The sequence below is a fragment of the Microcoleus sp. FACHB-672 genome, assembly GCF_014695725.1.
In the GTDB taxonomy this organism is placed as follows: Bacteria; Cyanobacteriota; Cyanobacteriia; order Cyanobacteriales; family Oscillatoriaceae; genus FACHB-68.
Window position 1 is genome coordinate 156657 of the sequence record NZ_JACJOU010000021.1, and the last position, 26495, is coordinate 183151.

20 protein-coding genes are annotated in these 26495 nt (G+C 47.2%); 5 read left to right on the plus strand and 15 right to left on the minus strand.

Translation table 11 applies throughout. The features are described from left to right. Positions 1-1305 (minus strand): M16 family metallopeptidase, encoded by a 1305-nt coding sequence (locus H6F56_RS17590; protein ID WP_190670735.1) that lies wholly within the window; start codon positions 1303-1305, stop codon positions 1-3. A 364-nt stretch (positions 1306-1669) separates the two neighbouring features. On the opposite strand from H6F56_RS17590, the gene crtD reads away from it, so the two are divergent. Next, the gene (crtD, locus tag H6F56_RS17595) at positions 1670-3223 is read left to right on the plus strand and encodes a C-3',4' desaturase CrtD (protein ID WP_190670736.1); all 1554 of its coding nucleotides are present in this window, start codon (positions 1670-1672) and stop codon (positions 3221-3223) included. 327 nt (positions 3224-3550) lie between these two features. Here crtD and H6F56_RS17600 read toward each other — a convergent pair whose 3' ends face one another. The 3 genes from H6F56_RS17600 to hslO form a co-directional block, all read right to left on the minus strand. Then, on the minus strand, positions 3551-3922 hold the full coding sequence (locus tag H6F56_RS17600) for a hypothetical protein (RefSeq protein WP_190670737.1): 372 nt from the start codon (positions 3920-3922) through the stop codon (positions 3551-3553). A 182-nt stretch (positions 3923-4104) separates the two neighbouring features. Next, positions 4105-6384 (minus strand): chromosome segregation ATPase, encoded by a 2280-nt coding sequence (locus H6F56_RS17605; RefSeq protein WP_190670738.1) that lies wholly within the window; start codon positions 6382-6384, stop codon positions 4105-4107. Positions 6385-6674: 290 nt separating this feature from the next. Next, entirely contained in the window at positions 6675-7571 is an 897-nt protein-coding gene (hslO, locus tag H6F56_RS17610; RefSeq protein ID WP_190670739.1) for an Hsp33 family molecular chaperone HslO, read from the minus strand. 636 nt (positions 7572-8207) lie between these two features. Between hslO and H6F56_RS17615 the strand changes: the two genes are divergently transcribed. Next, positions 8208-8612 carry a hypothetical protein gene (locus tag H6F56_RS17615; protein WP_190670740.1) on the plus strand — a complete coding sequence of 135 codons (405 nt, stop codon included), beginning with the start codon at positions 8208-8210 and terminating at the stop codon, positions 8610-8612. Positions 8613-8700: 88 nt separating this feature from the next. Here the strand turns inward: H6F56_RS17615 and H6F56_RS26930 are convergent, their stop codons facing one another. The 3 genes from H6F56_RS26930 to H6F56_RS17625 all read right to left on the minus strand — a co-directional run bounded on the left by H6F56_RS26930 (position 8701) and on the right by H6F56_RS17625 (position 11496). Next, a complete protein-coding gene (locus H6F56_RS26930; RefSeq protein WP_255513738.1) occupies positions 8701-8823 on the minus strand; it encodes a hypothetical protein in 123 nt (40 codons plus the stop codon). Further along, a complete protein-coding gene (locus H6F56_RS17620) occupies positions 8813-9856 on the minus strand; it encodes a phycobilisome linker polypeptide (RefSeq protein WP_190670742.1) in 1044 nt (347 codons plus the stop codon). The genes H6F56_RS26930 and H6F56_RS17620 overlap by 11 nt, the downstream gene beginning before the upstream one ends. A gap of 1085 nt (positions 9857-10941) precedes the next feature. Continuing rightward, positions 10942-11496 (minus strand): phycobiliprotein lyase, encoded by a 555-nt coding sequence (locus H6F56_RS17625; RefSeq protein WP_190670743.1) that lies wholly within the window; start codon positions 11494-11496, stop codon positions 10942-10944. 646 nt (positions 11497-12142) lie between these two features. On the opposite strand from H6F56_RS17625, the gene H6F56_RS17630 reads away from it, so the two are divergent. Then, positions 12143-13792 carry an MBL fold metallo-hydrolase gene (locus H6F56_RS17630; protein ID WP_309236566.1) on the plus strand — a complete coding sequence of 550 codons (1650 nt, stop codon included), beginning with the start codon at positions 12143-12145 and terminating at the stop codon, positions 13790-13792. Positions 13793-14095: 303 nt separating this feature from the next. Here H6F56_RS17630 and H6F56_RS17635 read toward each other — a convergent pair whose 3' ends face one another. The 5 genes from H6F56_RS17635 to H6F56_RS17655 all read right to left on the minus strand — a co-directional run bounded on the left by H6F56_RS17635 (position 14096) and on the right by H6F56_RS17655 (position 20505). Then, positions 14096-14404 (minus strand): DUF6679 family protein, encoded by a 309-nt coding sequence (locus tag H6F56_RS17635; RefSeq protein ID WP_190670745.1) that lies wholly within the window; start codon positions 14402-14404, stop codon positions 14096-14098. A 971-nt stretch (positions 14405-15375) separates the two neighbouring features. Beyond that, positions 15376-16938: a hypothetical protein gene (locus H6F56_RS17640; protein ID WP_190670746.1), complete on the minus strand. Its 1563-nt coding sequence runs from the start codon at positions 16936-16938 to the stop codon at positions 15376-15378. A 76-nt stretch (positions 16939-17014) separates the two neighbouring features. Further along, a complete protein-coding gene (locus tag H6F56_RS17645; protein ID WP_190670747.1) occupies positions 17015-18820 on the minus strand; it encodes an ABC transporter permease subunit in 1806 nt (601 codons plus the stop codon). A gap of 90 nt (positions 18821-18910) precedes the next feature. Next, complete coding sequence (locus H6F56_RS17650) at positions 18911-19861, minus strand: ABC transporter ATP-binding protein (protein WP_190670748.1); 951 nt, start codon at positions 19859-19861, stop codon at positions 18911-18913. Between the two features lie 164 nt (positions 19862-20025). Beyond that, the gene (locus tag H6F56_RS17655) at positions 20026-20505 is read right to left on the minus strand and encodes a universal stress protein (protein WP_190670749.1); all 480 of its coding nucleotides are present in this window, start codon (positions 20503-20505) and stop codon (positions 20026-20028) included. Between the two features lie 93 nt (positions 20506-20598). On the opposite strand from H6F56_RS17655, the gene leuB reads away from it, so the two are divergent. Together leuB and H6F56_RS17665 are read left to right on the plus strand one after the other, a co-directional pair. Further along, complete coding sequence (gene leuB / locus H6F56_RS17660; protein WP_190670751.1) at positions 20599-21693, plus strand: 3-isopropylmalate dehydrogenase; 1095 nt, start codon at positions 20599-20601, stop codon at positions 21691-21693. A gap of 113 nt (positions 21694-21806) precedes the next feature. Further along, a complete protein-coding gene (locus H6F56_RS17665; protein WP_190670753.1) occupies positions 21807-22700 on the plus strand; it encodes a fructosamine kinase family protein in 894 nt (297 codons plus the stop codon). 234 nt (positions 22701-22934) lie between these two features. On the opposite strand, the gene H6F56_RS17670 is transcribed toward H6F56_RS17665, so the two are convergent. The 3 genes from H6F56_RS17670 to H6F56_RS17680 form a co-directional block, all read right to left on the minus strand. After that, on the minus strand, positions 22935-23843 hold the full coding sequence (locus H6F56_RS17670) for a succinate--CoA ligase subunit alpha (protein ID WP_190670789.1): 909 nt from the start codon (positions 23841-23843) through the stop codon (positions 22935-22937). Between the two features lie 257 nt (positions 23844-24100). Beyond that, positions 24101-25318 carry a succinate--CoA ligase subunit beta gene (locus H6F56_RS17675; protein WP_190670755.1) on the minus strand — a complete coding sequence of 406 codons (1218 nt, stop codon included), beginning with the start codon at positions 25316-25318 and terminating at the stop codon, positions 24101-24103. Positions 25319-25521: 203 nt separating this feature from the next. Further along, positions 25522-26154, minus strand: a complete 633-nt coding sequence (locus H6F56_RS17680; RefSeq protein ID WP_190670757.1) for a hypothetical protein — start codon at positions 26152-26154, stop codon at positions 25522-25524. Positions 26155-26495: the final 341 nt, after the last annotated feature.

The window sequence follows — 26495 nt, forward strand, 5'->3', positions numbered from 1 at the left end:
CTAAACAGTCGGTCGCAGTACCACAACGCCGTATGCATCTGGGGATAAGTAACGCTGTGCTGTCTGTTGCAAATCCGCTGCATCAAGGGCTTGAATTCGGGAGGGATAAGTGAGTGCCGGCGCGAGTTCTCCCACCATAGAACGGTAGTAGCCATACAAGCCGGCGCGATCGCTAGGCGTTTCATTCCCAAAAATAAACCGATTCGCCACTTGGGTACGAACGCGAGCGATTTCTGCCTCTGTGGTTAATTCGGTTTGCAATTTGCGGATGTGCTCCGCGATCGCTGCTTCCACCGGCTCTAAATTTTCCACCGGCAACTGGGCTGAAATATAAAACAACCCTTGCAGCCGGTGAGTCATATTGCTGGCAGAAATATGAGAAACCAATGCCCGTTCTTCGCGCAATTCTTGAACCAGCCGCGATGTGCGTCCATGTCCTAAAATTGTTGCCAATACATCTAGCCCGTAAGTTTCCTGCAGCCGGTCAAGTCCTGGCACCCGCCAAACCATCACTAACCGTGCTTGCTGTAGGCTTTCATCTATAAACTCTTGACGGACGATATTTGTAAAAGCCGGTTCTTCTGAAGGGAGAATTGATTCTGAGTTTTGAGTCTTAATTTCACCGTCACGCTGGCTGAATGCTTCTGTAAAGCCGGCTCCCACAATCTCAATTAATTCTTCCACCGGCAGATTGCCCACTGCTACCGCCGTCATGGCTGAAGGTTGATAGTGGCTGCGATGAAAATCACGCATTTGCTGGGGTTTGAGCTGTTCGATCACAGATGCAGGCCCTAACACAGGACGCCGGTAAGGCAGCACCTCAAATGCCGTTTCCATTGAGCGGTAATACGTGCGCCGGCGAGGATTATCTTCTGATCGGCGAATTTCTTCAAGCACCACAAATCGCTCTCGCTCAAACGCCTCATCTGGAATGCTGGGGTTGATCGCCACATCCATTTGCAGCGGTGCCAGTTCGGCAAAATCTTGGGGTGCGCTGGTGATGTAAAAGTGGGTGTAATCTTGGCTGGTTGCGGCGTTAGTGACAGCGCCTCTTTCCTCGATCCGGCGCTCAAATTCACCGCTTTGCAGCTTTTGAGTGCCCTTAAACACCATGTGTTCTAAAAAATGGGCCATGCCATTAATCGCATTTGACTCAACGGCAGAGCCAACGTTAACCCATAAGCTGAGGTTAACTGCATCAACGGGTATTTGTTCTGCAATGATCGTCAACCCGTTAGGCATCTGGTGCAGCGTGGGGGCGTTGAGACGAGGGACAACAGAAGACTTGAGTAGGGTTGAAGTCATGAATTACTTTGGCTTAGTGATTCTCAAGTAGGGCAGGCTTAGTGATTCCTACTCATATCTTAATAATTATTTACGGCTGTTGTCGGTTAAGCCGGCAACCTTATCAACTTATCATGCCATTTTTGCATTAGCCCGGTGGGAAAGGCTGTGATTTAGGGGAGAACAAACCGCAATCCTTCTGTAAATGACCCAACATCATTTTTTTTGTTTCATGCTGCATATCACTCGCTAGAGAGGAAAAATCTTATATCGAGGTCATTTATCGTTGCATCTGGATGCGGAAAGCCGCGCATTGCATCGCCTATTTAAAACAAATGATCTAAAATTATGAATAATTGTATTAAGAAATGTAAAGTATTCGTTTATGGGAAGCGCCCGCGCAACGTTCAGCAAATCCCGTGTGATCATCGTCGGTGCCGGCATTGGGGGTTTGACAGCCGGTGCACTACTAGCCAAGCGAGGCTATTCAGTGCTGATTTTAGACCAAGCGATTGTACCGGGCGGATGCGCTTCCACCTTTAAGCGGCGAGGCTTTACGTTTGATGTGGGGGCGACTCAGGTTGCCGGTTTAGAACCGGGTGGCGTTCATCACCGCATTTTTTCAGAATTAGAGGTTGAAGTGCCGGCGGCAATCCCCTGCGATCCGGCTTGTGCAGTATTTTTACCAGGGGAACCCGAACCAATTAAGGTTTGGCGCGATCCAGAAAGATGGAAAGCGGAACGCAACCGGCAGTTTCCCGGCAGCGAACCCTTATGGCAGCTATTTGCGACGTTATTCCGCGCTAGCTGGGCATTTCAAGCCCGTGAGCCGGTTTTGCCTCCTCGTAACCTCTGGGATTTGTGGCAGCTAGCCAAAGCAGTGCGTCTGGATACGTTGATCACCGTTCCCTTTACGTTATGGACGGTGGGGGATGCACTGCGCTTTTATGGATTAGCGGATAATCTGCGCCTCAGAACATTTTTAGATTTACAACTTAAGCTTTATTCCCAAGTCGATGCAGAAGAAACTGCATTACTTTATGCGGCAACCGCTTTAAGCGTTTCTCAAGAACCTCAAGGCTTGTATCACCTGAAAGGCAGTATGCAGGTGTTAAGCGATTGCTTGGTGGAAGCGCTGGAAAAGTACGGCGGCAAGCTTTTGATGCGCCACACGGTTGAAAAAATTAATGTTGAAAATTCAGGCGTTTCAGGTGTTGTGATTCGCAATCAAAAAACAGGGGAAGTTTGGACAGAACCCGCTGATCTGATTGTCGCAAATGTGCCGGTGCAAAATCTAGTGAAATTGTTGCAATCTGAGAAAGGGCAAGTAGAGAATAAAGAACACCGAATGCCGGCAGTTAACATCCCAGGCTACCGCAACCGCGTGGAAAAACTGCCACCGGCATCGGGTGCGTTTGTGGTGTATTTAGGCGTAAAAGATAGCGCAATTCCTTCTGAATGTCCTCCACACTTGCAATTTCTCTACGATTATGAGGGCGAAATTGGGGAGAATAATTCTTTATTTGTCTCAGTCAGTCATCCAGGCGATGGACGTGCGCCGGCAGGTTATGCCACGATTACGGCATCTTCGTTTACGGATACACGAATTTGGTTCAATTGTGAAGATTATGAAGCGTTAAAACAACGTTACACAGAGGAAGCAATCGTACGTCTTTCCTCCTATTTCAACCTGAAACCGACAACCATTGTGTATCAAGAAGCTGCGACGCCCCGCAGCTTTGAGCGGTTTACAGGGCGTGATCGCGGCGTTGTTGGCGGAATTGGTCAGCGAGTGCCGACTTTTGGCCCATTTGGGTTTGCAACTCGAACGCCGGTGAAGCATCTTTGGCTAGTGGGAGATTCAACACATCCAGGGGAAGGAACTGCCGGTGTCAGTTATTCGGCACTTACAGCCGTTCGACAAATTGAAAAGAGTTAATCATTAATGGTTAATGGCTAGTTGCTAGCTTTGCTCATTAGTGAGTAGGCATTTTAGATTTATCAAAAATTTCAAATCATTTTCAATAACTCTAATTTTAATTAGATGTTGCTTGGGTTAATCACCCTCCGTTTCACTTCCTCCCCCCAGCGTAGAGTTAGGAATTTGGCAAGGATATTATCAAAATATGGAATTGCCTTGGCTCCACTGGTGGAGTTCACAAGGCAATCTGTTGCTGACAAATAAAGAGCGACAAAGGGCTAACCGCTTGGTGGCTAGATTGAGGAAAATGGGCATAAATCCGGATGAATGATCCGTGTTAGCTTTTTACAGTTTTAACTCTAGAGGCTCGCAAAAATCATTCACACCTTGCTTGGTTATATACATTAGAACCGGCGCAACTAATATCACGGGTAAAATCTGATTTTCTGTCAAATATTCAACAACAGCCGCTAATTCTCCATTTAACAAATTCTCTCTTAGTGCTTGCTCACACAGCGCGGGACGATATCGCTTGGCAAACCCATCTAACCAAACTGCACTGTCAGGTTGCTGTCCAACCTCAATCGCCAGTACAAGGGCGGCATCTTCCAAATCTCCATCACAATCTTCAATGACCTCAAGGGCTTTCAAGATATCAGGATAAGTGGCTAATTTAGAGCGGAAATGCGAGATTTCTTCCAGGGTAACTGAAGCCATAAAACAAGATCACATCCACTGAATTACGATTAATTTTTAATAGATTCGCCCCTACATAAAAGCGAATCTGCTTATAAATTCTAACAGTTTCTCCGAATCTTAAATTGGAAATAAAAAGATGCCGGCATCCAACTGTGGTTGATGCCGGCACACTTTAGCCAGAGAAAACACCGCTTTCTGTGCTAGGGAGCGGCGGGAGGTGGAGGGGCGGGGGCTGCTGAAGGAACCGGCGCGGGGGCTACGGCGGAAGGAGCCGGCGCGGGATTTAACTGTTGTTGCCAACTCTCTATCTGTCGTTGAGCCGCCGAAAACGCCCCGGCATAGGAAGGGATCTTCTGGGCAATTTCAATCGCGCCAGGTAAGTCAGATGCTGCCCGTTCTCTGGCAATGGCCAAGATTTGCTGGCTCCATTGCTCGATCAGCCCATCTGCCTCCGCCCGTAACAAGCTAGAATCTGACACTTGATTAGCTGTACGAATCGCAGACGCCAGAGTTTCTGGATTGCCCGAATTTGCGTAGCGATAGGCATCCTCAATATCTTGCTTGGCACGAATTTCATCTCGCCAGGTTTTGATTGCCTCTTGAGCACTCTCATACAGAGCACGTCCTGGTTGAATTCTTTCTGCAGCCGCAATTGCGTCAGACAGCCGGCCCATATCTGCCATCTGCCGCGCTCGGTCGAGGTAGGGCTGATCTTCCTGCTGCTGTTGTTGCCATTTCCACTCCTGAATTTTATCCTGAGCTTCCTCGTAAAGCGCCCGTCCGCTGCTAATCTTACGGGCTTCATTAATCGCCGCTTGCAGTGAGCCGGTGTTACCAGAGCGGGCCAGTTGCATGGCCATTTCGAGGGCAGGCCGGTCTTCCTGAGTTTGTATCTCTCGATTCCAACCCTGAATTTTGTTCTGAGCTTCCTCGTAAAGCGCCCGTCCTCCGCCAATCATATTGGCCTGATTAATTGCCGCTTGCAGAGCGCTAACACTTCCGGATCTGGCTAACATCTCAGCCTTGTCCAAATAGGGCCGGTCTTCCTGAGTCTCTATTTGGCCTCTCCAGCGTTTTATTTCGGCTTGAGCTTCGTCCCAGCGCGGTTTAGAGCTGGAGACGAGCTGCGCTTGAGAGATGGCCTCTTTTAAGTCACTAATCACGCCACCTTTAGCCAGTGCACGCGCTCGCTCTAAATAGGCCAGACCTTCAAGGCTTTGCTGCCACTGGCTGATCAATCGCTGGGCTTTGCTATAAAGAGGGCGTTTGCGGTTAATCTTTTGGGCTGCGGTAATAGCCGATTCGATCCCTTCAACAGTGTCTGGCCAACTTTGGGCTTCTGCCCTTGCTAGATCAATAAAGTCTTGAACTTCGTCCTTGAGATTTACGCTCTCAGGAATTTGGCGCACGATGGAGATTGCCGCTTGCAAATCGCGCTTTTCTAGGGTCTCCTCAGCCAAATCCATCAGCTTGCTGCTAAATTTTCTGAGAGCCTCCTGGGCGTCCCGATAAACATGACTTTTTGGGTCAATGGACTGTGCGAGTTTAATCGCCTGTAGCAAGTTCTCTAACCCGCCTTGCTCGGCGCTGTTGTAAGCTTTGCCGAGCTTATTGCCATCTTCTCGCGCCGACTTCATCAGCAGCGTGAGTTCTTCATACTTGGTGGTTGCCCAGTAGTTATTGCCCACATCCAACAGACGTACAGCTTCCCGAAATGCCTGTGGCCAGTTTTGCTTACGCAGTTCGGCTTCAGCTTTTTTATAAATTTCTTCGGCTTCCGCCCAAGTAGCCTTCCAGCGATCAATCCGCTCCTCTACTAATCGGTAGGCCGGCACGTTTGAAGGAACTTTGCGGGCCATTTCGATGGCTTGATCCAGCTTGCCGGCTTGGAAGGTGTTGTCACACAAATCCAGAACCTGCTGCGACCACTGTTCGATGTTGCGGTTGATTTCCTCGCGCATTGGGTGATCGTTTGGCAGGTCATTAACCAGCTCGATCGCCGATAGCAAGTCATCGACAGTTTCTTTGTTCGCTGCCAGTTGAGCGCAATAAATGCGTAAGCTCGCTGAAGCAGTTGGCCAAAAGATAGCTGGGCAGTTGGGGAGTGCCGGCAGCCGCAACAACAGGGCGATTGCCATAAATCCGCTTCCGCCAAACACGATAGCTGCTGTCACGCACCAAAACAGCCAGCTATTTAGCAGATTTTGCAGCCCCTGAGAGGGCTTGAAAGTATTTTTTAAGGCGTTTCGCGAGCGCTTAGATCGGCGCGTCTCAGAATCCGCTTTAGCCCCTAATCCGTTGGGTTGTAGGGGTGCCGCTCGCACACCATTACTCGCCTCCCATTCTGGAGTGGGCTGACGCACCGGCTCCCCGGCGCTCGTGCTAGGTAAAGCTGGAAACACACGAAATTGGTTGTCCTCAACTGGCTTTGAAGACCTAGCGACACGCCGCCGGTCTCGACCTTTGCGATCTCTAGTCATATCCCACACCAACAGTAAAGCAGCGGTCTTGGCTACTGCAAACAAGCAGTCGTTGCTATCGTATCTCTCAACTCACCAAAAGCCAAATTTTATTTCAAATAACAGTGCCTGGATGAAGGGTGAAGTAGCCTGGGCGGAATTAAAGTTTGCCCGCCAAACGTAGAAGAATCAAGGGTGAAAGTCTTTTATCTTCTCTTTTTTCTAGGGCGCAAACGTAAATCGTCCAGACTCTTCAATTTCTTTTGCCCAATTCGCACGTTGCTTTTGATTCGTTTTTGCCCTAGTTGAAATTAGGAGCCGGCTTTGAGGTCGCCAATCAGCTGGGCTAGTTCGTCACGACTCGCTTGGTAAACTTCACCACAGAAATGGCAAGTTGCTTCAGCGCCATCATCCTTTTCTATCATGTCTAGCAGCTCGGCTTCACCCAATATTTTCAACGCTCCCAGAAAGCGATCCGGAGAACAGCTACAGTGAAATCGTACCATTTGAATTTCTGGCAGAATTTGCAGTCCCATGTCTCCTAGCAACTGCTCAAAAATTTCTGCCAGTGTCTTACCGGCTTGCAACAGGGGGGTAAATCCTGTCAGGGATGCGATGCGAGATTCCAAGGTTTGAACGAGTGCTTCGTCTGATGCAGCCTTCGGCAGCACTTGCAATAAAATCCCTCCCGATGCGGTAACGCCCTGCGCCCCTACAAATACCCCGACCACTAAGGCAGAAGGTGTTTGTTCGGAAGTCATCAGGTAATGAGCCACATCCTCTCCAATTTCACCTGAAACAAGTTCGACGGTACTGGAGTAAGGGTAGCCGTATCCCACATCACGGACGACGTAGAGGTAACCGTCGCTGCCCACAGCCCCACCCACATCGAGCTTACCCTTGCTATTGGGGGGCAGTTCGACTTCAGGATTATCGACGTAACCGCGCACTGTGCCATCTAAGCCGGCATCTACAAGAATCCCACCTAAAGGCCCACTGCCGATAATGCGAATATTCACTCTGGACTCGGCACGTTTCATGTTGGAGGCGAGCAAAAGCCCAGATGACATAGTCCGCCCTAAGGCAGCTGTGGCAACGTAGGAAAGTTTATGCCGCTGCCTTGCTTCTTCTACAAGGCGCGTGGTGATCACTCCAACCGCCCGAATGCCACCCTCAGCTGCTGTTGCTCGAATTAACTGATCAGCCATGAGAAATCCTAACGTTTCTTAACAATTCCCGCTTTCTTTATTTTAAAGGTTGGTTTGATGGGAAGTGGAAGGAGAGGGGAACGGTAATAAGTGAAACGTGAAAATTAGAAATTTTAGGGATTTTTCCCTTAAAAATAAGATTTTTTATGATGGAAAGTGTTGGCCTGTGTGGAAGAGCGGCAATCTTGGCAAATATGAATATCAGCGGCAAAGGTATCAACCTCGGAAATCCTGGCAAATATGAATATCAGCGGCAAAGGTATCAACCTCGGACTGTCGCGTAGAGCTAAAGGTTCAATCGTCAACGCCGATACCACAAATGCCGGCCAGAATATTTTTAGGAAACATATAAGCAAGCAGGATAAGTTAATCAGAAAGTTTAGGGCGGTGCTGACTCAACCTTTGAGAGGGAAATCTCTTAACAATTTCCATCCCTATGGCTAAGCTAAAATACATTTAATTCGCATTTTCTAGAGACAATTCCAAATCTTTTATTCCTCTCTCCCTCTCTCTTTCTTACGCTCTCCTCCCAAATCGAAGTAAAAAATTAAATGCATATCAGCTTAACACCACGCTGCGCTATCAGCGCGGAGAGTGTCAAACTGGAAGGATGACTCTAAAAAGCGCAAATTCTTTATGCTAGGGACTTTTCAACAAACCCACTTGCGAATTGAGGTGGAAGCACCGGCATCGACTATTGGGGATAGTCTGCTCCGTCCTGCTTTGCTACAGCAGTGGTTGTGGCCCCAACGTTTTACCCCAGGACTGCCCGAACAGTTTCATTCTGGTTTGACGTTTACCAGTTCCATAGGGCCGGTGGTAATTCAACACCTGGTAGATGTTGCGGAACCTAACTGTCTGCGTCTGTTATTAAGTCAGGGAATTGACGGATTTCACGAGTGGTATTGGGGCGATGGTTGGGTGCAGTCCCGTCTCGAAGGGATCTCTTTGCTGCCACTCAATTTAGGCCAAACTTTCAACTTGCTTCGTTTGCGGGAATTTCTGGCAGTCCAAGGGAAAAGCGTTTCATCATTTTCTTAACGCCTATCGGCTATTTGGTTGTGACTCAGACAAGTTATGTGCAGCCAGCTTGTCTGTGGCCACCTCCAAATTGGGTCAACCTTTTCGCTCACAGGTTCACGCTGGTTCCTGATCGCTTGTGTTGCTGCATTTGAGGATCAACCGTCAGCACCGGGCAAGATTGGCTAGAGGCGCGATGATGACGGCTGTGCTGAGATAGCTTAGGAGTCATTGGACGCTGATTTTCGCCCTTTTTTGCTCCGGCTGCTTTGAGAAGTTTTTTTGCTTTTAGTGGTTTTGGTGGTTTTTTTGCCTTTGGTGGTTTGGGTGCCAGTTTTGCCTTTTGTTGTCTTAGCAGCTGTGGTTTTAGGTTCGGCTACACCGGCATCTGATGATGCGGGTTCAGATGGGATCTCAAGGTTAGGGATAATTTCTGGAGACAGAACTTGCTCGTCGGGTGGCTGTTTCGCCGGCTCCTCTATTTGAGCCACCTGCACTTCTGGTTCGGATTGTGGGGCAACTGCTGCTTCTGGGACTATTTCAGATTCAGTCGTTACACTGGCATCAATCTCTGGCATTTTTTCGTGTTGAGCAGCCGACTCATCTAAGATTTCTGCCACTGCCTCTGGAGTTGTTTGAGATTCAGCCGTTACACCGGCATCAATCTCTGGCACTTCTTCATGTTGAGCAGCCGGTTCATCTACGATTTCTGCCACTGCCTCTGGTTCCGCAGTTGTTTGAGATTCAGCCGTTACACTGGCATCAATCTCTGGCAGTTCTTCGTGTTGAGCAGCCGGTTCATCTACGATTTCTGCCACTGCCTCCGGTTCTACAGTTGTATCAGATTCAGCCGTTACATTGGCATCGATCTCTGGCGGTTCTTCGTGTTGAGCAGCCGGCTCATCAGCAATGTCTATCACTGCCTCTGGTTCTGGAGTTGCCTCTGATGTTGGTGCCGATGCCTCCTCCAGATGTTCAGAGGGGGCTTCTGCTAGGCTGCTGGGTGCCTCTTCTACCATTGGCTGAGCGGAATATGCAGCCGGCTCAACGACTTGAAGAGATGATTCCAGCTTGACACTAGCAATATGACCCCCCATGCGGCTGATTCGCTGGATGGTCTGAGACAGCCGGCTGTAAGGAACTTTTAGTGTATAGTGGCTGGTTCGCATCATGTCGTGATCCGCGCCCCCCTTCACCTCTATAAACACAACGCGGTTGTTATAGTCACTTAAAGCCGAAATCCCTGTGGTTGTCGTACCCAACATATATAAATACCTCGAATTCAGCAATTAAAAGAGCAAGACTTTAACCCACCCTCTGCAACCCAACCCTGTTTGGAATTTAACTTTCAAAACCCCTTCACCTCTATGAGCACGGTGCGGTTGTCGCAGCCAGCCGCGCCGATCATGCCGGTCGTTGTTATACCCAACATGGAAAAGCACCTCGAAGAAACAGATAAACAGAGGGGAGAGTTTGTGTTTTTAACACCCAATGTCGCTTTTGTCCAGAATTTTAAATTTTGTAGAGGCGGGTTTACCGACTATTTGGATTTTCTTACCGGCATTTTGATTAAACCCGCTCATACAAAGTTTTGAATTCAGTAGAGCAACATCTATAAAATCCACTAAAAACCTAACCCTCTAACCGCCTTGTAACGGGGATAGAGAATAGTTTTTCATCAGGTCGGGGTTTGGGTAGGGATCTAATATTTTACGTTTAATTTGACCTGCTATTACTCCAGCATTTGATAGATTTCACTGAAAATGACTGAAGTCCAAATTCAACGGCTGAAGCTGCTTTTACCATCTGGGTTTCTCCTAACTTTTTTAATTGCTAAAAACCTTGCCAAGCAAAATGTTTGTCTAAAGTTGCCTAATTTAAAGGTAGTTAGGATAGCATGATTTCTGATTTTTGATGCGACAACTTTACGAATTATTGTTACATCGCTACTTTGGCAGGGGGTGTGTGTTGAAAGAAGCCGCTGCTTAATTAGGAAGTCGATTCAAAAGTCATTAAAACTATCTCCTGGGTATAAACAAACTCTACTCAGAAAAATATTTGAAAAATGTAAATAAACTTAACAAAATTTCTCGCCTTTCGGCCCTAGCCGGTTAAGGAAGCTTTAGCTTGCAGGAGTTTGATTCTTTGAGTTTTTTACATCTTTGCAAATTATTTATACAATGCTGCACTAACGGGGATCATGAAGAATTGTAAATTTTAATCAGACTGGCCGGTAAAAACTTGCCATCTTCTCAGAATCGTAGGCGTAAGCAGTGCCGGCATAAACAGCGAAAACACACCTCAAAGGCATTTCACAGGATGACCTTTGAGGTGCGATAACCACTCACTGCTAGACAGCTTTCTGTTCGACGCCAAAGCCAACTAAGACAACGTTTTCCAAAGGCTTGCCTTCGGCGGGTCGTTGATAGTTGACAATCTTACGGATTCTCAACTCAGGGTTGATTAGCGTAATCGAATCGACGGAGACGACTCGAGTGTAGTGAGTTGTCATTAACAGCTCTTGGGTTTTGGTGTCGAAGCGAAAATGGGCCACGATGGGTTTGGCTTCTTCGTAAGCTCTATCCCGCAAGTAATCTCCTTGTAAAACCGGCGAATCGCTATCAGTGGGCACAAATAGCATATTCAGCTGTTGAGAGACTTGTTCCCCCTTCTCAGATATGGTCTGAAAACCTAGATGGTATCCCGGCAGTTGAGCTAAATTGGAAGGCGGTGTGCGCCCGTTATCCGCTAGCACCTTGACTTTGAGATCGAAAATTAGGGGTTGGATGGTAAATTCGGTGCGTGAGCGCTCTACTTCCTGGTGAGTCAGGTAGTGGTAGGTGCGTTCTGTTTTCCATGTGCCGACGCAACAGTCAAAAAATTGTTGAAACTTATGTAGAGACATGACTTTTTATCCTTTGTCCGCTGTCAGTTGCTCCTGACGTTTGATTTTTCTTGAGAGCCGGCCCCCAGCATAAATACTTAGGAAGGCCACCAAAATCAATTCAATGATGAATTGCTCGCTGTCGGCTTGTTAGCTCTTTGGTTCAAATTTGCAAAGATTCTGACAACAGTATTACCTGATTTTTCGGTGGTCGTAGATCGGGTGTATCTGAATGACAATTTTTGCAGACTTATGCATTTAACTTGCTTGGGTAAGATTTAATCATAAACACAGATATCTTTTTATATCGTATGTTAAAAAATATTTTATAAGAAAATAGATGTAAATTAAGTGCAAGCTTCTAGACTTGTAAAACTGTTAATACGGCCCAGATGGGTGAAATGCCGGTATCAAGAGTGTGTGCTGTTCCGCCCCAGTTCCACCTTAGCTAGCAAGTTAGCGCTGGCAAAAAATTCTATAGTGATCCCCAACCTTGGTAGCATCAAAAACATCAGTGTAAGCAGCAGCCAGATTGAGAATGCTCTGTCATGAGCTGCCATCGACTTTCATATCTACAAACGAGAACTTAGATTTGGCTCCGGTGAAGCTGCGCTGGAACGTTTGCCGAAGACTGAATGTTCTCCAGGGGAGAGGTGTCGCGAACGTGATAGAACTCGAATGTTTACCCTATGGGGTTGGTCATGCAGATGAAGGGGTTTGCTTGTTGGTGCGGATGGGTCCATACCGCATCTTACTCGACTGTGGATTAGAAGATATCTCACCCTTGGTGTCGGAGCGTAACCTGCCGCTACCGGCAGATTTGGTGCTGTGTACACACGCTCATCCCGATCATGCCAGGGGTTTGCTCGCACTCCACCAGGCATACCCAAAGTTGCCGATTTACGGCACTGAGGTAACGACTCAGCTATTGCCACTAAATTGGCCAGATGTGGAGCCGGCAGAAAAACTATTCTTCTGTCAGGCGCTGCCTTGGCGATCGCCAGTAGAGTTCCGCACCGGACTGGGTGCTCAACTCTACCCTGCCGGCCATTTGCCCGGAGGCGCAGCAATTTTGCTCACCTACACCGCGCCGCAGCGAACTTACTCATTGCTGTATACCGGCGACTGTTTTTTATCGAACTCGCGGTTAGTGGACGGGTTGCCTTTAGAGGAATTACGGGGGTTAGGGCCGGATGTACTAATTTTAGAAGGCAGTTACGGCACAGCTCGCTATCCTCACCGGCGCAACCAAGAAAACCAGCTGGCGGAGCGAATTAATCAGGCAATTGCCCAGCGGCGCTGCGTCCTGCTGCCGACATCGGCACTAGGTTTAGGGCAAGAAATGCTGATGCTGCTGCGGAGTCACCATCACTTCACAGGGCGCGATATGGATATCTGGGTGGATGGTGCGGTGGCCACCGGCTGTGATGCGTATTTGGAGCTTTTGCCCCAGTTACCCACATCGGTACAAAATTTTGCGCGACACCAACCTTTGTTTTGGGATGAGCGAGTGCGTCCGCGTGTGCGCCGGCTGAGTCCAGAACAGCGCAATTCCATCGGCAAGTCTCCCTGTATCGTGATTACCGACGATACTGCTGATTTGAGCGAGTTCTGCCAACCAGACACCGGCCCTTGGTTGGTATTAATGCCTGAACATCCGGGTCAGCCACTCGTTAACCATCAACCGCTGACTTGGCACCCCCAACCCCCAAACTCGATTACGGTCGAAACGTATTTACTAGCTCAGCACTGTGATGGCCCTGCTACGACCCAGCTGATCCATAATTTGCGCCCCCAGCACGTCATTTTTGTTCACGGATCTCCAAATTACTTGGCTGATCTGACAAATTTGGATGAGTTGCGTAACCGCTACCAGTTGCATTTGCCCGCTGCCGGCACGCTTGTGGAACTTCCCATTGGGGAGACGTTTATGCAGCCAGAGGTGGCGGATACGCACTATGAAGGGGAGCTGACGGAACAGGGGACGGTGGTGACGATTACCTTCCCGGAGGCGATCGCCGCTGATCCACGCTGGCCGCATTTTGCGGATACGGGTTTGGTGGAGGCCCGCTGGCAGGGTGAGGAATTGGTATTGCGGGGGCTATCGCAGCGGGAGTTGCTGAGTCAGGCTACCGAACGCGATGTGCCGGTTGACATTGAGTGCTGCGGCAACTGCCGGCACTACCGGGGACAGCGCTGTTGGAACCAAGCTTCACCGCTTTTTGGGTTCAAGGTGACTAGCGATGGCTATTGTCCTGTTTTTGAGCCAATTCAAGCACCCCCACCGGCACAAGCTGAGGATGACGATGAGGAATAGTTATTTAATTTTCTTTTAAACGCTCGCTTAATCAAAAAAAGTTAATAAACGATTGAGATTTAACTAGGTTGCTGCTGGTTAAACAGGGCGATTTTTGATTAACAATGCCTAATTAAACGTATATCATATTATTTTAAAGCCCTAGCAATTCGACGAACCCTATAAAAAAGCAACAGTTCCAGTTCGACGCCGATAGTCTCCCACGTCAATCTGAAACTGTTTTGCTAGCAGGAAAAAAAGAAGAGGATCAGGGGCGAGGGCGAGTCCTGCTTTCACCGTTCACCGTTTCCCCTTCTCGGCTTTTTAGTCTTGATTGGAGTCTGAAGGGTTGCGAATTTGTTCGGCTTCCGGACAATCGTCGGAAACTAGGGGTTCAACGTTGCCGCGTGGGACTGAAGCTAGTTTCTGGGTAATCGCACCAATACTTTCTAAGCGAACCATCTCTTCCCATGAACAGACTTCGTCTTCTTCGTCGGTTTCATAGCGCATCGTTACCAAATCCCCTTCAATGTCAATGATACGAGCGCGTTCAATCCAACGTTGCTGATCCCGCAAGAAAACACAGATTTCACGACCATCGCAACAGAGTTGATAGATCTTGCGGTTTAGCATAGGTGACTTCTCCTGAGGAGGTAACTTTTCAAATGCTTTGTGAATCATTCTCAGACCTAATGGGGGGTTGATGCGAGTCTCTTACCCCATTTAAATGTGACTGATCAGTCTCGCGTACAGGGTTCAGAGGGATTCAGTCATCAACTGTCTCTTTCTTCAATTTTCATTGCCTCCGAACTGTGCTTATTTTTCGCTCTTGCTCTGACAGTTTAGCTTGAAAAGGGCTAAATATCGACCGAGTGCATCCACTATAACAGGCAAGGGTTCGGCTAGATTTTCGGGCTGGTTCACGTTTGTTCAAAAGTTTTATCTATGCGCTCATTGTACTCTGCCGGCACAACAACTGGCAGGATTTTAGAGAATCTCCACTGGGAGGCTTGTAACAGCGGCAGGGGAGATGATCGCCACAGGTTTGGGATTATGTGTCAAGAGGTGATTTACTGAAGTCTCTTTCGTGTTGTCAACGAGCCGACGCATCTATTTTGCTTGCTATCAGGGGTTTTAATCGGTCAATGAATTCCTTGGAATCCGCCTGTATCTGGGTCAAGCAAGCGGTTGGCAATCTTGTGTAGCACGATGCAAAAGCTATACAATTGCTATTCAAAACCTCTTTGGTAACAGCCGGCAACGATGCGGCAAAGTGAATTTATCACTGTGTTTATCCGCTCAGCCTCAGCTTGAATAGTGGCTTTACACTCTTGTATCAAATCGGAAGCTTACCGATATCTTTACTTGATTCTGTCAATCTTTACACTAACTTCACAGCCATTTAAATAAGCCTATTAATATTTTACACCAATTTTTGATATTGATATTCAGTGAAGCGTGAAGGGAGAACAGTTGTTGATGTCTCCTTTCACGCTTTACCCTTTGGAACAAAACGAGCGCCAATAGTCCAGGGCTGAGGCATATCGTCGCTTTACTTAATGTAAGCGATGATACGTTTGGGAAAAGAATAAAGATGAGTTTGGTTAAGAAGGAGATGAAGTTAGCAAGGGTTTTGAAGCAGATTCACCGGCTTTCCGTAGCTGTCGCGTCAATTGCAGACTTAACAAGGATATAACAGTCAACTGACCGAGGAAGGCCAGAAAAACGGACATGGCAGATGCGTATTGTAAAGCTGGCCAAGCGCCGGTAGACAGCAGCCACACCACGCTCTGCACTTTAGGATCAATTGACAGCAGGATTAAAAGAAGTGGTGGCGCTAAAATGGCAAACGCGACAGCATTAAACGCGAGCATTGCCCGTTTTTTAGTTTTTAACAACAGCATGAGTTGGGCGATTAGCGAATATATCAAGATTAAACTTAAGCTCAGGACAAAACTTGTAATCGCCCGGAATTTGCCGGTATCAGCCGGCCACATCAGAATCCAAGGTAAATAAATAGCAGCCGTGATCGCTAAGTTGATGCCAATTGCCACAACTGCCGGACTTTTTTCTCCCCAAATCAAATCTTGGCATACAGAAGGCATCTGGAGCCTGAAATTAGAATTCAAAACTTCTTCTGGACTCTGACTTCTCACGTCTGTATTCTGCTTGTGCCGGTAGCGAGACCAATCTTGCAAAGCCTGCCGGTGGGGTGATAAAGCCGCGATTAAAAATAGAAACCACATCAAATTGATAAAAATCAGCGCCAAAAGAATTACTTGCAACTCTCCTTTAAATTCATTGCTGCCAGAAGTGGATCTTTCTATGACGAAAAATCCGACTAGCCACATTTCTAAACAAGCAACCGACCAATAACTTTGCTGCTTGCTGATTAGCGTGGTATTGGGGCTGCGAAAGCGGCGATTTAAAGAGTTCCAAATCAAGTAAGTCCAAAGACAAAGGCTAAGGATGATAAAACCGTGAACAGTTGCAACATTCCTACCAATTGGCAAATGAAACCATTGCCATTCGTGTATCGGTGATTGATAGAAAAAACTGCTCCAATGCAAATAGGAGAACATGGTGCCCAGAGACATTACTGTACACAGCCCCGTAAGGACGCAGCCGGCCCAAGCTTGGGGTTGATCCCAAGCTTGTGATCCTTTTACAAAAATATTAAGCAACGCCAAACTATAAAAGAAACAGCAAGCAACTCCGATTAGCAAATAAAAGCTGAAAAGAAAGCTCAAAGGAACACCGGCACCAAGGGCAGACACTAAATGCAATGGGATAGCTAAAGCAACTCCTAAATAGATTAAAGCCGGCACTCCTAACATTTTGCCGATTAAAATACTTTCGCTTGACTCAGGGCTTAGGCGAATAAAATTGAGCGTACCCCGGCGTTCTTCTTTTGCCATGTCAGCAATGAGCATCCCAACTCCGCCAACGAGTAAGATTAACAATAAAATCCAGCTCATAACTTGAAACAGATGTAACCACCATTCCTGCCAGTTATTCCTCTCCCTGTAGAACAACACTAAACCTCCTTGAAAAATTAGAGAGGTAGCAATGGTATGCGCTAAATTTTGTGGTTTAAATTGGCCTTTGAGTTCACGAAACAATTGAGGGTTCCAGCCACTCAACCGATTAATTAAAGCTAAAATCATGGTAGTTTTCCTGAATTAAAAAATGGGGTGGGATGATTGTTTCCCACCCCTCAGACAAGTGATCAATAATTGGCTTCTAACTCTTTCCTACTAGCAGCGCTTTTGAGGCAGATTCACCGGCTTTGCGAAGTTGCTTAGTCAGTTGCCAATTTAGTAAGCCTAAGAAAGTCCATTGAACCAAAAGCACTTGAAAAACAAGCGTTTCGGATGCATATTTAACTGCACCCCACGAAAAAGCTGTTAGCAACCACAAACTTCCGCCATCCGATCCAGGATTCACAGATAGCACGCTTAAAATAAACGGCGGCAAGAAAATTGCGCTGCCGGCTACGCCTGCCGCCCAAAGTGCCCGCTTCGGAGTTTTCATCAACAGCATGAGTTGAAAAATAGAAGCACAGAGAATGATGAAACTCACCGTTAATGCAACACTTGAAAGGGCTTCCATTTTGTGTTCAGAACCTACAGGACAAAGCAGAATCCAGCAAACAACTGGTGTGGCGGTGATCAGTAAATTAATTGTGATCGCCACAACTGATGGACTCTTTTCACCCCAAATTAAACCTTGCCAACCTGAATGATTAATTTTGCCTTCCCCTTTCTGCTTGAGATCTTTGAAGTAACGCGCCCAATCTTGCAAAGTTTGTCGCTGAGGTGATAAAGCTGCAATCAGACAAATAAACAGCAGTCCCATCAACATGAGCAGAGCATGGAGATTAGAGACAAACTGTGAGGAGAGCCATTGTCTGGGAGGTTGCAGGGCAAAACCTAAAGTTACAAGGGTAAAGCAAGCTGTTACCAAGTAACTTTGTTTTTTGCTGAGCATGGTAGCTTGATCAGAGCGAAAGCGTCGGCTGAGTGATTGCCCGACCCAGTAAGTCCATAAACTGTAATTGAGCAGTAAGAAAATTCCCATGCCGACACCCGTTGCACCTACGGGTAAGTAGAACCATTCCAAGTTTTGAACCAGCCCGTGACAAAATGGAAGATCTAAATAAGTTGAACCCGTTCGATCGAGGAGATAGGCTAGGAGAAAAGAAGGATTAAACAGATTTAGCCAATCAAACGGACTCTGGTCTATGCCTCTGTAATTGAATGCCATTAAGTAAATTAAAATTGTGCCGGCACCCAACCAAGATTGAAACCCGCCTAGCCAAGCGCTACTCAAACCAAAGAGCAGTGCGGCGCTGTAGAAAAAGGCACAGCTAGCCATTACAACTGCGTAGAAGCTGAATATTTCGCCGGCAGGAATGCTTGCAAAAAGCCCAGCCCATAAGTGGAACGGAAGGGCTACAAGTGCAGCAAGATAAAGTAAAACCGGCACGCCCAGCATTTTGCCAATCAATACGCTTCGAGAAGATTGGGGACTAAGACGGATAAAGTTGAGGGTGCCGCGACGTTCTTCTTTTGCTAAGTCATCAATCAGCATATATGCGCCCACCCCTAACAGGATGAAGAACGCAAACATACTCAAGCAAATGAATATGCGGGGCCATTGATCTAGCCACCACTGCTGGAAGTTAATTTGATCAATTGGGCAGTTATCGTTTATTAGTTGTTGCAGCTCTTTGAATCTTGCTTGCAATTCCTGTGTTTTTTCCGGGCTGAGTTTGGGTTTGACCTGAGTATAAGGTGAAATTTGGCGTTGGACTTGGTAATACTCTCTTTGATAAAGTTGATAAGTTGGCTGAAGTCGGCAGTATTTTTCAAGAGCCTGATATTTTTCCGTCGGAATATGCCTTGCAAAAGACATAAAAATGAGTAGCTGTCCGACTAAGGATAGTGCTACTGCTATCAAAATATTGCGAGGTTTAAGCCGGCCCTTGAGTTCTCGAAATATTTGGGGGTTTCCCTCGTTTAGCCAGTTTAACTGGTTAATTCTCATGATCAGTTTCTCCAAAAAAAGCGATTATATGAGCGGAGATTGACACACTAAAGCTTCAGATTATTTTTTGAAATCTAAGCTTTAAAATTATTAAGATGCTTGTTGATGCCCCATCTTCAGGAAAATCGTTTCTAAGTCTTCTTGGGTACAGTGAAATTCTGAAAGCGGAACACCGGCTTCCACCAGGGATCTCAGTAAGGTGGCGCTTTCTTCAGGATTTCCTGAAAAATGAACCCGCAAATTTGTTGTGCCGGTGACGACTTCCCACCCTTCAACTTTAGGATGATTTTTCAGTTCAGCCTGTAAACTATCTAAATTACCCAAAGTTGACATCAAAATTTGTTGCCGGCTGAGACGCTTGTACAGTTCTTCTAGTGATGCACTTTCTACTAGATAACCCAATTCCATGATGCCAACAGAAGTGCAAAGTTCCGCCAAATCGCTCAGAACATGAGATGAAATTACAATTGTCATCCCCGCTTCTCGCAACGTCTTAATAATTTCACGAAACTGCATCCGTGCAAGCGGATCTAAACCAGAAACCGGCTCATCAAGTAACAACAAAATCGGTTCGTGAATAATTGTTCTGGCAAGGCTGAGGCGCTGTTTCATCCCCCTGGAAAGCGTTGATATTTGGCTGTTGCGCTTATTCGTTAACTGCGCCAGTTCCAACACTTCATAAAGGCGCTGACTGCGATGGGGTTCTTTGAGGTGATAAAGCCGTGCAAAATAGTCGAGGTAATCCCAGACCACTAAATCGTCATAAAGCGGAAAATCATCTGGTAAATAGCCAAGCCGACGCTTCAGAGTAGAGTTATTCCGATCCCTGAGTAAACGTTCACCACTGAGATAAATTTCGCCGGTGGTTGGTTCTTCGGCGGTTGCCAGCATCCGAATCAGCGTTGTTTTTCCCGCACCATTCGGGCCAATCAATCCGTAAACTTCACCCGTTGCGACTTGTAGATCCACATCGTTGACAGCAATGTGCCGGTCAAATTGCTTAGTCAGTCCGCGCGTATCAATTGCTAGTTCTTTTGCCATAGCTGTAGAGGTTTGGACAGTTGAGATGGCTTGGTTTTGCCTAGCCTAGCCTCTACCTACAGCATTCGTCAGTAGGTTTACGGAAATTGTAACGACGTCTCCATATTCTGTATTCTGTGCCATCATCTGTCCCCTTCTATTCGCCAGCGATATTGTATTTTTTTTTAACCGGCAACTTCTGTGCCGCGCACAATCATCACAGAACAGTGGGTATGATGAACCACATAATTGCTCACACTTCCCAGCACAAGCTCAGCCAGTTTAGATCGTCCGCGCCGGCCTATCACGACTAAATCCGCATCCCAACTCACAGCAATCTCACGAATCCAAAACCCAGCATCCCCCAGTTGATACTCTAATTGCGCTTGCACTCCCAGCGCCAACGCCTGCTGGAGATAAGTCTGCAACCAGGCTTCTACTTCTGCAACTTCTTGTTGCAGCCTCTCCTGTTGTTTTTGTGCGGCACCGTTTAACCCCTCTCCATAAAGATCCATGCGGGACGCAATTGGCACGGGTGGCACAGGTATGCAGTGAAACACTTTTAAATAAGCTCGCTCTCTTTTTGCTAACAGCAGCGCTTTCTGAAAAACTGCATCTGCTTGAGTGGAACGGTCAATTCCTACCAGAATTCTTTGGAACTCCATTGTTTTATTTCCTTGAGATATTCTTCTATTCAACTGTCTTTTGGGGACATTTCCCAGGTATGATAAATAGCTTGCAAGAATTTCTGTAGAACTATGACCCAGCACTACCGCATTACTCTGTTACCCGGCGATGGCATTGGCCCTGAAATTATGGCAGTCGCGGTAGATGTCCTTAAACTGGTTGGCCAACAACTCGACCTCAGCTTTGAATTTCAAGAAGCCCTTGTTGGCGGTTCGGCAATTGACACCACCGGCAGTCCCCTCCCCGACGAAACATTGCAGATTTGCCGCAACAGTGAGGCGGTACTGCTAGCAGCAATTGGCGGTTATAAGTGGGATAATTTACCCCGCCACCAGCGGCCAGAAACCGGATTATTAGGACTTCGCGCCGGCTTAGAATTATTTGCCAATTTGCGACCGGCAAAAATTTTACCGCAACTGATTGACGCCTCATCTCTCAAGCGCGAAGTGGTTGAAGGTGTCGATATTATGGTGGTGCGAGAACTCACCGGCGGCATTTACTTTGGTAAACCCAGAGGCATTTTTGAAACAGAAACCGGCGAAAAGCGTGGCGTCAATACAATGGCTTACACCGAGTCAGAAATTGACCGCATTGGACGAGTGGCTTTTGAAACTGCACGTAAGCGCGGCAGTAAACTATGTTCAGTTGATAAAGCTAATGTTTTAGATGTGTCGCAATTATGGCGAGATCACATCATTGAATTGTCAAAAGAATATGCCGATGTAGAGTTATCTCATCTTTATGTAGACAACGCCGCCATGCAGTTGCTGCGCTGGCCAAAACAGTTTGATACGATTGTCACCGGCAACCTTTTTGGTGATATTCTTTCCGACGCTGCAGCGATGCTTACTGGCAGTATTGGAATGCTACCTTCTGCTAGTTTAGGCGCATCAGGCCCTGGAGTATTTGAGCCGGTTCATGGTTCTGCACCCGATATTGCCGGTCAAGATAAAGCAAATCCCATTGCTCAAGTTCTGAGTGCGGCAATGATGCTTCGCTATGGTTTAAATCAATCGGCTGCTGCAGATAAAATTGAGCAAGCAGTCTTGGAAGTTTTAGATGCCGGTTATCGCACCGGCGATATCATGTCAGAAGGAATGAAGCCGGTGGGTTGCCGTGCAATGGGTGATGCTTTGCTTGAGGCGTTAGCGCAAGATAGGAGATAAAGAAACCACAGATGCACACAGATAAACGCAGATATCTGTCTATGCCTATCGGCACGCTGCGCTATTATCTGTGTTTATCTACGGTTAAAAATCAAATTAATTAAACACTAACCATGTGGGATCAAATTGCCGCACATATCTCCGAAGTCACCGTAGAAAAATTTCAAATAAAGAACAGGCGATCGGTCAGTGGCGGCTGTATCAATCAAGGGTATGCCATTTCATCAAATAATCGCACCTACTTTGTGAAACTCAACCGCGCTACTGAGCTTGCCATGTTCGAGGCAGAAGCGCAGGGAGTGCAACAAATGTGGGATACCCAAACGATTCGTGTCCCGCGCCCAATTTGCTGGGGAACTGAAGGAGATTCTGCCTATTTAGTCTTAGAATGGCTGGATCTAGGAGGACGTGCCGAGGAACGCGCTTCGGAAGAAATGGGGCGCAAGCTAGCAGCAATGCACCGCTGGAGTCCTCCAGAAGGATATCCTGCTCATCCGACAAGCGGTGAGTTTGGTTGGGAAATTAATAATACAATTGGCTCAACAACGCAGATTAATACGTGGACAGCAAACTGGGCAGAATTTTGGACAAAACACCGCATCGGCTGTCAATTAAAGCTAGGAAAACGTCGCGGCGGACAGTTTAGCCAGGGAGAGCGTTTATTAGAAGCCATTCCAGAATTACTTGCCGGCTATCAGCCGAAACCTTCCCTAGTCCACGGGGATTTATGGGGAGGAAATGCTTCTTGTACTTCAGCAGGCGAGCCAGTAATATTTGACCCGGCAACCTATTTTGGTGATCGCGAAGTTGATATTGCAATGACCGAACTTTTCGGTGGCTTTTCTGCTGCATTTTATCGAGGTTATAGCGAGGTTTGGCCGCTGGATGCCGGCTACTCCCAGAGAAAAACGCTTTATAACCTTTATCACGTTTTAAATCACTTTAATTTGTTCGGGGGCAGTTATGAATCCCAAGCAAATCGCATGATTCAGCAACTTCTTTCTTAGCGGCTTCACTAAAGTTTTAGTAAAAGCCAGGTATCCTATCTATATCAGGGATAAACCTACCAGATAAAATATAGCTTTCAGCTATAAATTAGAAACAAGTTTTTAAGTTTTCTATCTGCCAAGGATCGTAGGCAGATATATAAAGTTACCCCACCCTAGCAGCCGGTGAAGGATGTTCTTTTGAAAACATCTGGGTATTCAACTCAAGTTCACAAGCAATTTATAGGTGCGTGATTACTTCTTTTTATGCCCTGATTTCTTAAGCACTTTTTTCACAAGGTCGGGGATTTGAGAAGCACGTTGTGCCACCGGCACTTTTGCTTGCTTAAAAGCGGCCATTTTGCTTTCTGCGGTGCCAACATCCGCCCCTAAGTCCGCTAACCCGGCAGTAATAATTGCGCCGGCGTGCCCCAAGCGCCTGCCTTTGGGGGCGTGGTGGCCGGCTATATAAGCAATCACCGGCTTATCAATTGCCTCATCAATATACCGTGCGGCAGCTTCTTCACTTGCGCCGCCAATCTCCCCAACTAAAACAATCACCTCGGTTGCGTCATCTTCCTCTAAAATTTGCAACCATTGCTGGAAGGAAGAACCAACAATTGCATCGCCCCCAATGCCAACACAAGTAGATTGACCTAAACCGGATCGGGTTAACTCGCGGGCAATTTCATAGGTCAGAGTGCCGCTGCGACTGATCAAACCGACAGGGCCAGGGATATAAAATTCACTGGGATGGGTTCCTAGCAGAACTTTTCCCGGTACGATCACACCCGGACAACTGGGGCCAATTACTAGCGTGTCGGTGGCTTCAGCTTTTGCTACTAAGCGAACCATATCTAGTGGTGGCACACCCTCGGTGATAATAATAATTTGTCGAATGCCGGCGGCGATCGCTTCTAAGGCGGCATCGAGTACCAAGTAAGCCGGCGCAAAAATCGCGGTGATATCCACTGGGCCAACCACCGGCAGCGCCTGATCCACCATATCGAATACGGGAATGTCGTGCAGCGTTTGCCCTCCTTTGCCGGCGCTAACACCCGCAACTACATTAGTGCCATAAGCCTTCATCAAAGCTGCATGAGTTGAACCCAGCGTTTGCGCGATGCCCTGTATCAAAACCTTACTGTCTGCTTTAAAACTCATAAAATCTCCTGCCAGCTTTTTTTTGTCTTTTGTTTTTTGTCCTATATTTGGTATCAGTAATTGCTGGCGCGTTGTTTTTTTCACGACCCGCTAACTCCTGACTTTATGACAAATAACCGAACCATTCATCAACCTCGTACCAAAGTCTCCAACTGCCAATTTCTCTATCACCTCAACCATTTACACATCTGTATTTCTCTGTCTATACCTGTCGTTCAGGCTATTATCTGCGGTTAAAAAATGCCTTTCGGAAAAATCTAATACCCAACTACTGCTTTTGCTTTATCCACGGCTTTCGCCACTGCCTCTTCCAAATCCTCAACCAAGGGCACTTTAATTGCAGACAAGCGCTGTTTAGCTGCAGAAAGATTGCCCCCAACAAGGCGGACAATAAAATGAAGCACACTGCGCGTCCGAGAAGAACTCTCTCGTCGTTTCAAATAAGTTTCAATCGCTACAGCCGTCTCCTCACACAGCGTCACACTGCCGAGAATATTGACGAGGACAACCTTCACATTTTTGTTTTGAGTCGCCAGTTCCAGGGCTTGTTCTAAGTATTCGTTCCAGCCTTCAACCTCTTTCGGAAGTGGGTTTCCAGGAATTGAATCATAGGAGGCTACCCCCCAACCGGCCTCATTAGATAGGGGCGAAATATTGAGAAAATTCGCTGGCTGGCCGCCGGTAAAGCAGACTAAATCTAAAGTGGCCATTGTCAAACCGGCCCCATTGCAAATAATGGCAATATTTCCATCTAGCTGAACAAAATTCTGGTTTGCGAGTGCCGGTGGGATTTCCTCGTCTTTGGCGCGTTTAGACATTTTGGACGCAAGCGTAGCCAGTTCCGGATGACGCCCCAAAGCTTCATCGTTGGCACTCACTTTGCCATCCAGTGCCATGACTTGGCCGGTGGCACTAATGCCAAGGGGATTAATTTCCACTAAATCCAAGTCTTTTTGAATAAACAACTGGTACATTTTCTGGACAATGCCGCTAACTGATTCAATCAGTTCGCCCTGCAATCCCATCTTCAAAGCCAAACGCCGAGCGTAGAATGGGGAAAATTCCTCATCCACGCTAACCAGCTGGATGTATTCGAGGGTTGCTTCGGCATCAATGCCTCCCTTAATAGAACCCAAAAGCACAGGCCGGCGGGCGGCGCGATCAAGAATGACTGCCAGATAAAATTCTTGGTCAGCGTCGTATTTTGACTCTGCCAGAACGACTTGCGGATATTCTCCCATGATGGGCAAATGAAAGATTGCCTGGGCAGCAGCGACAGCATCAATGGTGTTTTCTACAAACTTGACCCCGCCAGCTTTACCGCGTCCGCCGACGCGAACTTGAGATTTGAGCGCAATTGGATAGGGAATTCTTAATCCCTTAAGATCGCTGGGATGGTCAATGCGTTGCGAGGGCAAAACGGGAATGCCCATTTCACGAAATAATTCTTTGGCTTGGTATTCTAGCAAGTCCATATTAACTATCAGTTTAGTGTAAGGTGATACCGGCATGGCCGTGCCACGCCCTTCCTTGAGTTCGGAATCAAGGATGAAAGATCAAGGATAAAATTGCCATCCAAAAATTGCGGTGACTTCCCACCACAAAAACCCGATGTCCAGTGTTCTAAGCAATAAGTCATAAATTAGATGCGCCATCCCCTATTAACCATCACCCATTCCTAATTCGCACTTTTGCCACATTTGTGACGGTATTGGGGAAGCAATTCTACCCTTTCATTTGCCACATTTAAAAAATTAGAATTTACCGACTCCGGTTCAATAATGCTGACAGAGAGATTGACCTGGGCCAGTTGGATTCTCAAGGCGTTACTTAGTCTTGCTAGGGCAATTTTAAAAGCGTAGTCAACTCCCGCTAAGGGAAAAGCGAGCCGTCTCCAGAAAAATCGCATCACCGGCATTAACGCCCCGATCCCGACAATCTGCCGGCAGAACTCGGATATGCAAATGTGCTTGACTAGCGTTATCGGCCTGTAGCCGGCGCTACTAGCTGTCCTAAAATGGCTCATCGTTTCTTCCGCCAAGGCTTCTACTCGTTTGATGCTGATGATCTCGCTGGCAGCCCAAAGCATGCCGGCACCGGCTCCGTGACAGAGGACGGTTGCCAGAGCGAGCGGTTGGCGGCAAGGTAGCACGAAGGGGATGCGGAGGAATCGTTGGGCGAACAGCTGGGCGAGTGCTGCGCCAATTCCAGAAGATGTGCCGGTCATCAAAACCACTTGTTCATCTAGTGGAATGCTAGGAGACATTATGAATGCTTGAACACCTAAAATTACGGGGGATTCTACTACCATATCAGGGTTGACCCTTACAATAGCGTGCTATTTGAACCGACTGTGGCGCTCATTCACGATATATCTGTTTCCGTGGGTGTTGTCGGTGAGAAGGTGTTCGCCCCACGCCAGTTTAAAATCTCAAATATACCGGCCTCGACGTTAGCAAAAATCATAACTTTTACACAGTTATGTGCTATAATTATCACCGATTTAAATAGCGCGACCCAAATCATTGCGAAGTGCTAAAAGTTAATTGTTAAGTTTTTTATCGCAGCGTTGGGCGCCAGCGAAGAGACAAAAGGCAAGTAAGGCCAGAGCCAAGTATAGTGAATGATGTATTTGAGTAACGGCTCAGCCAA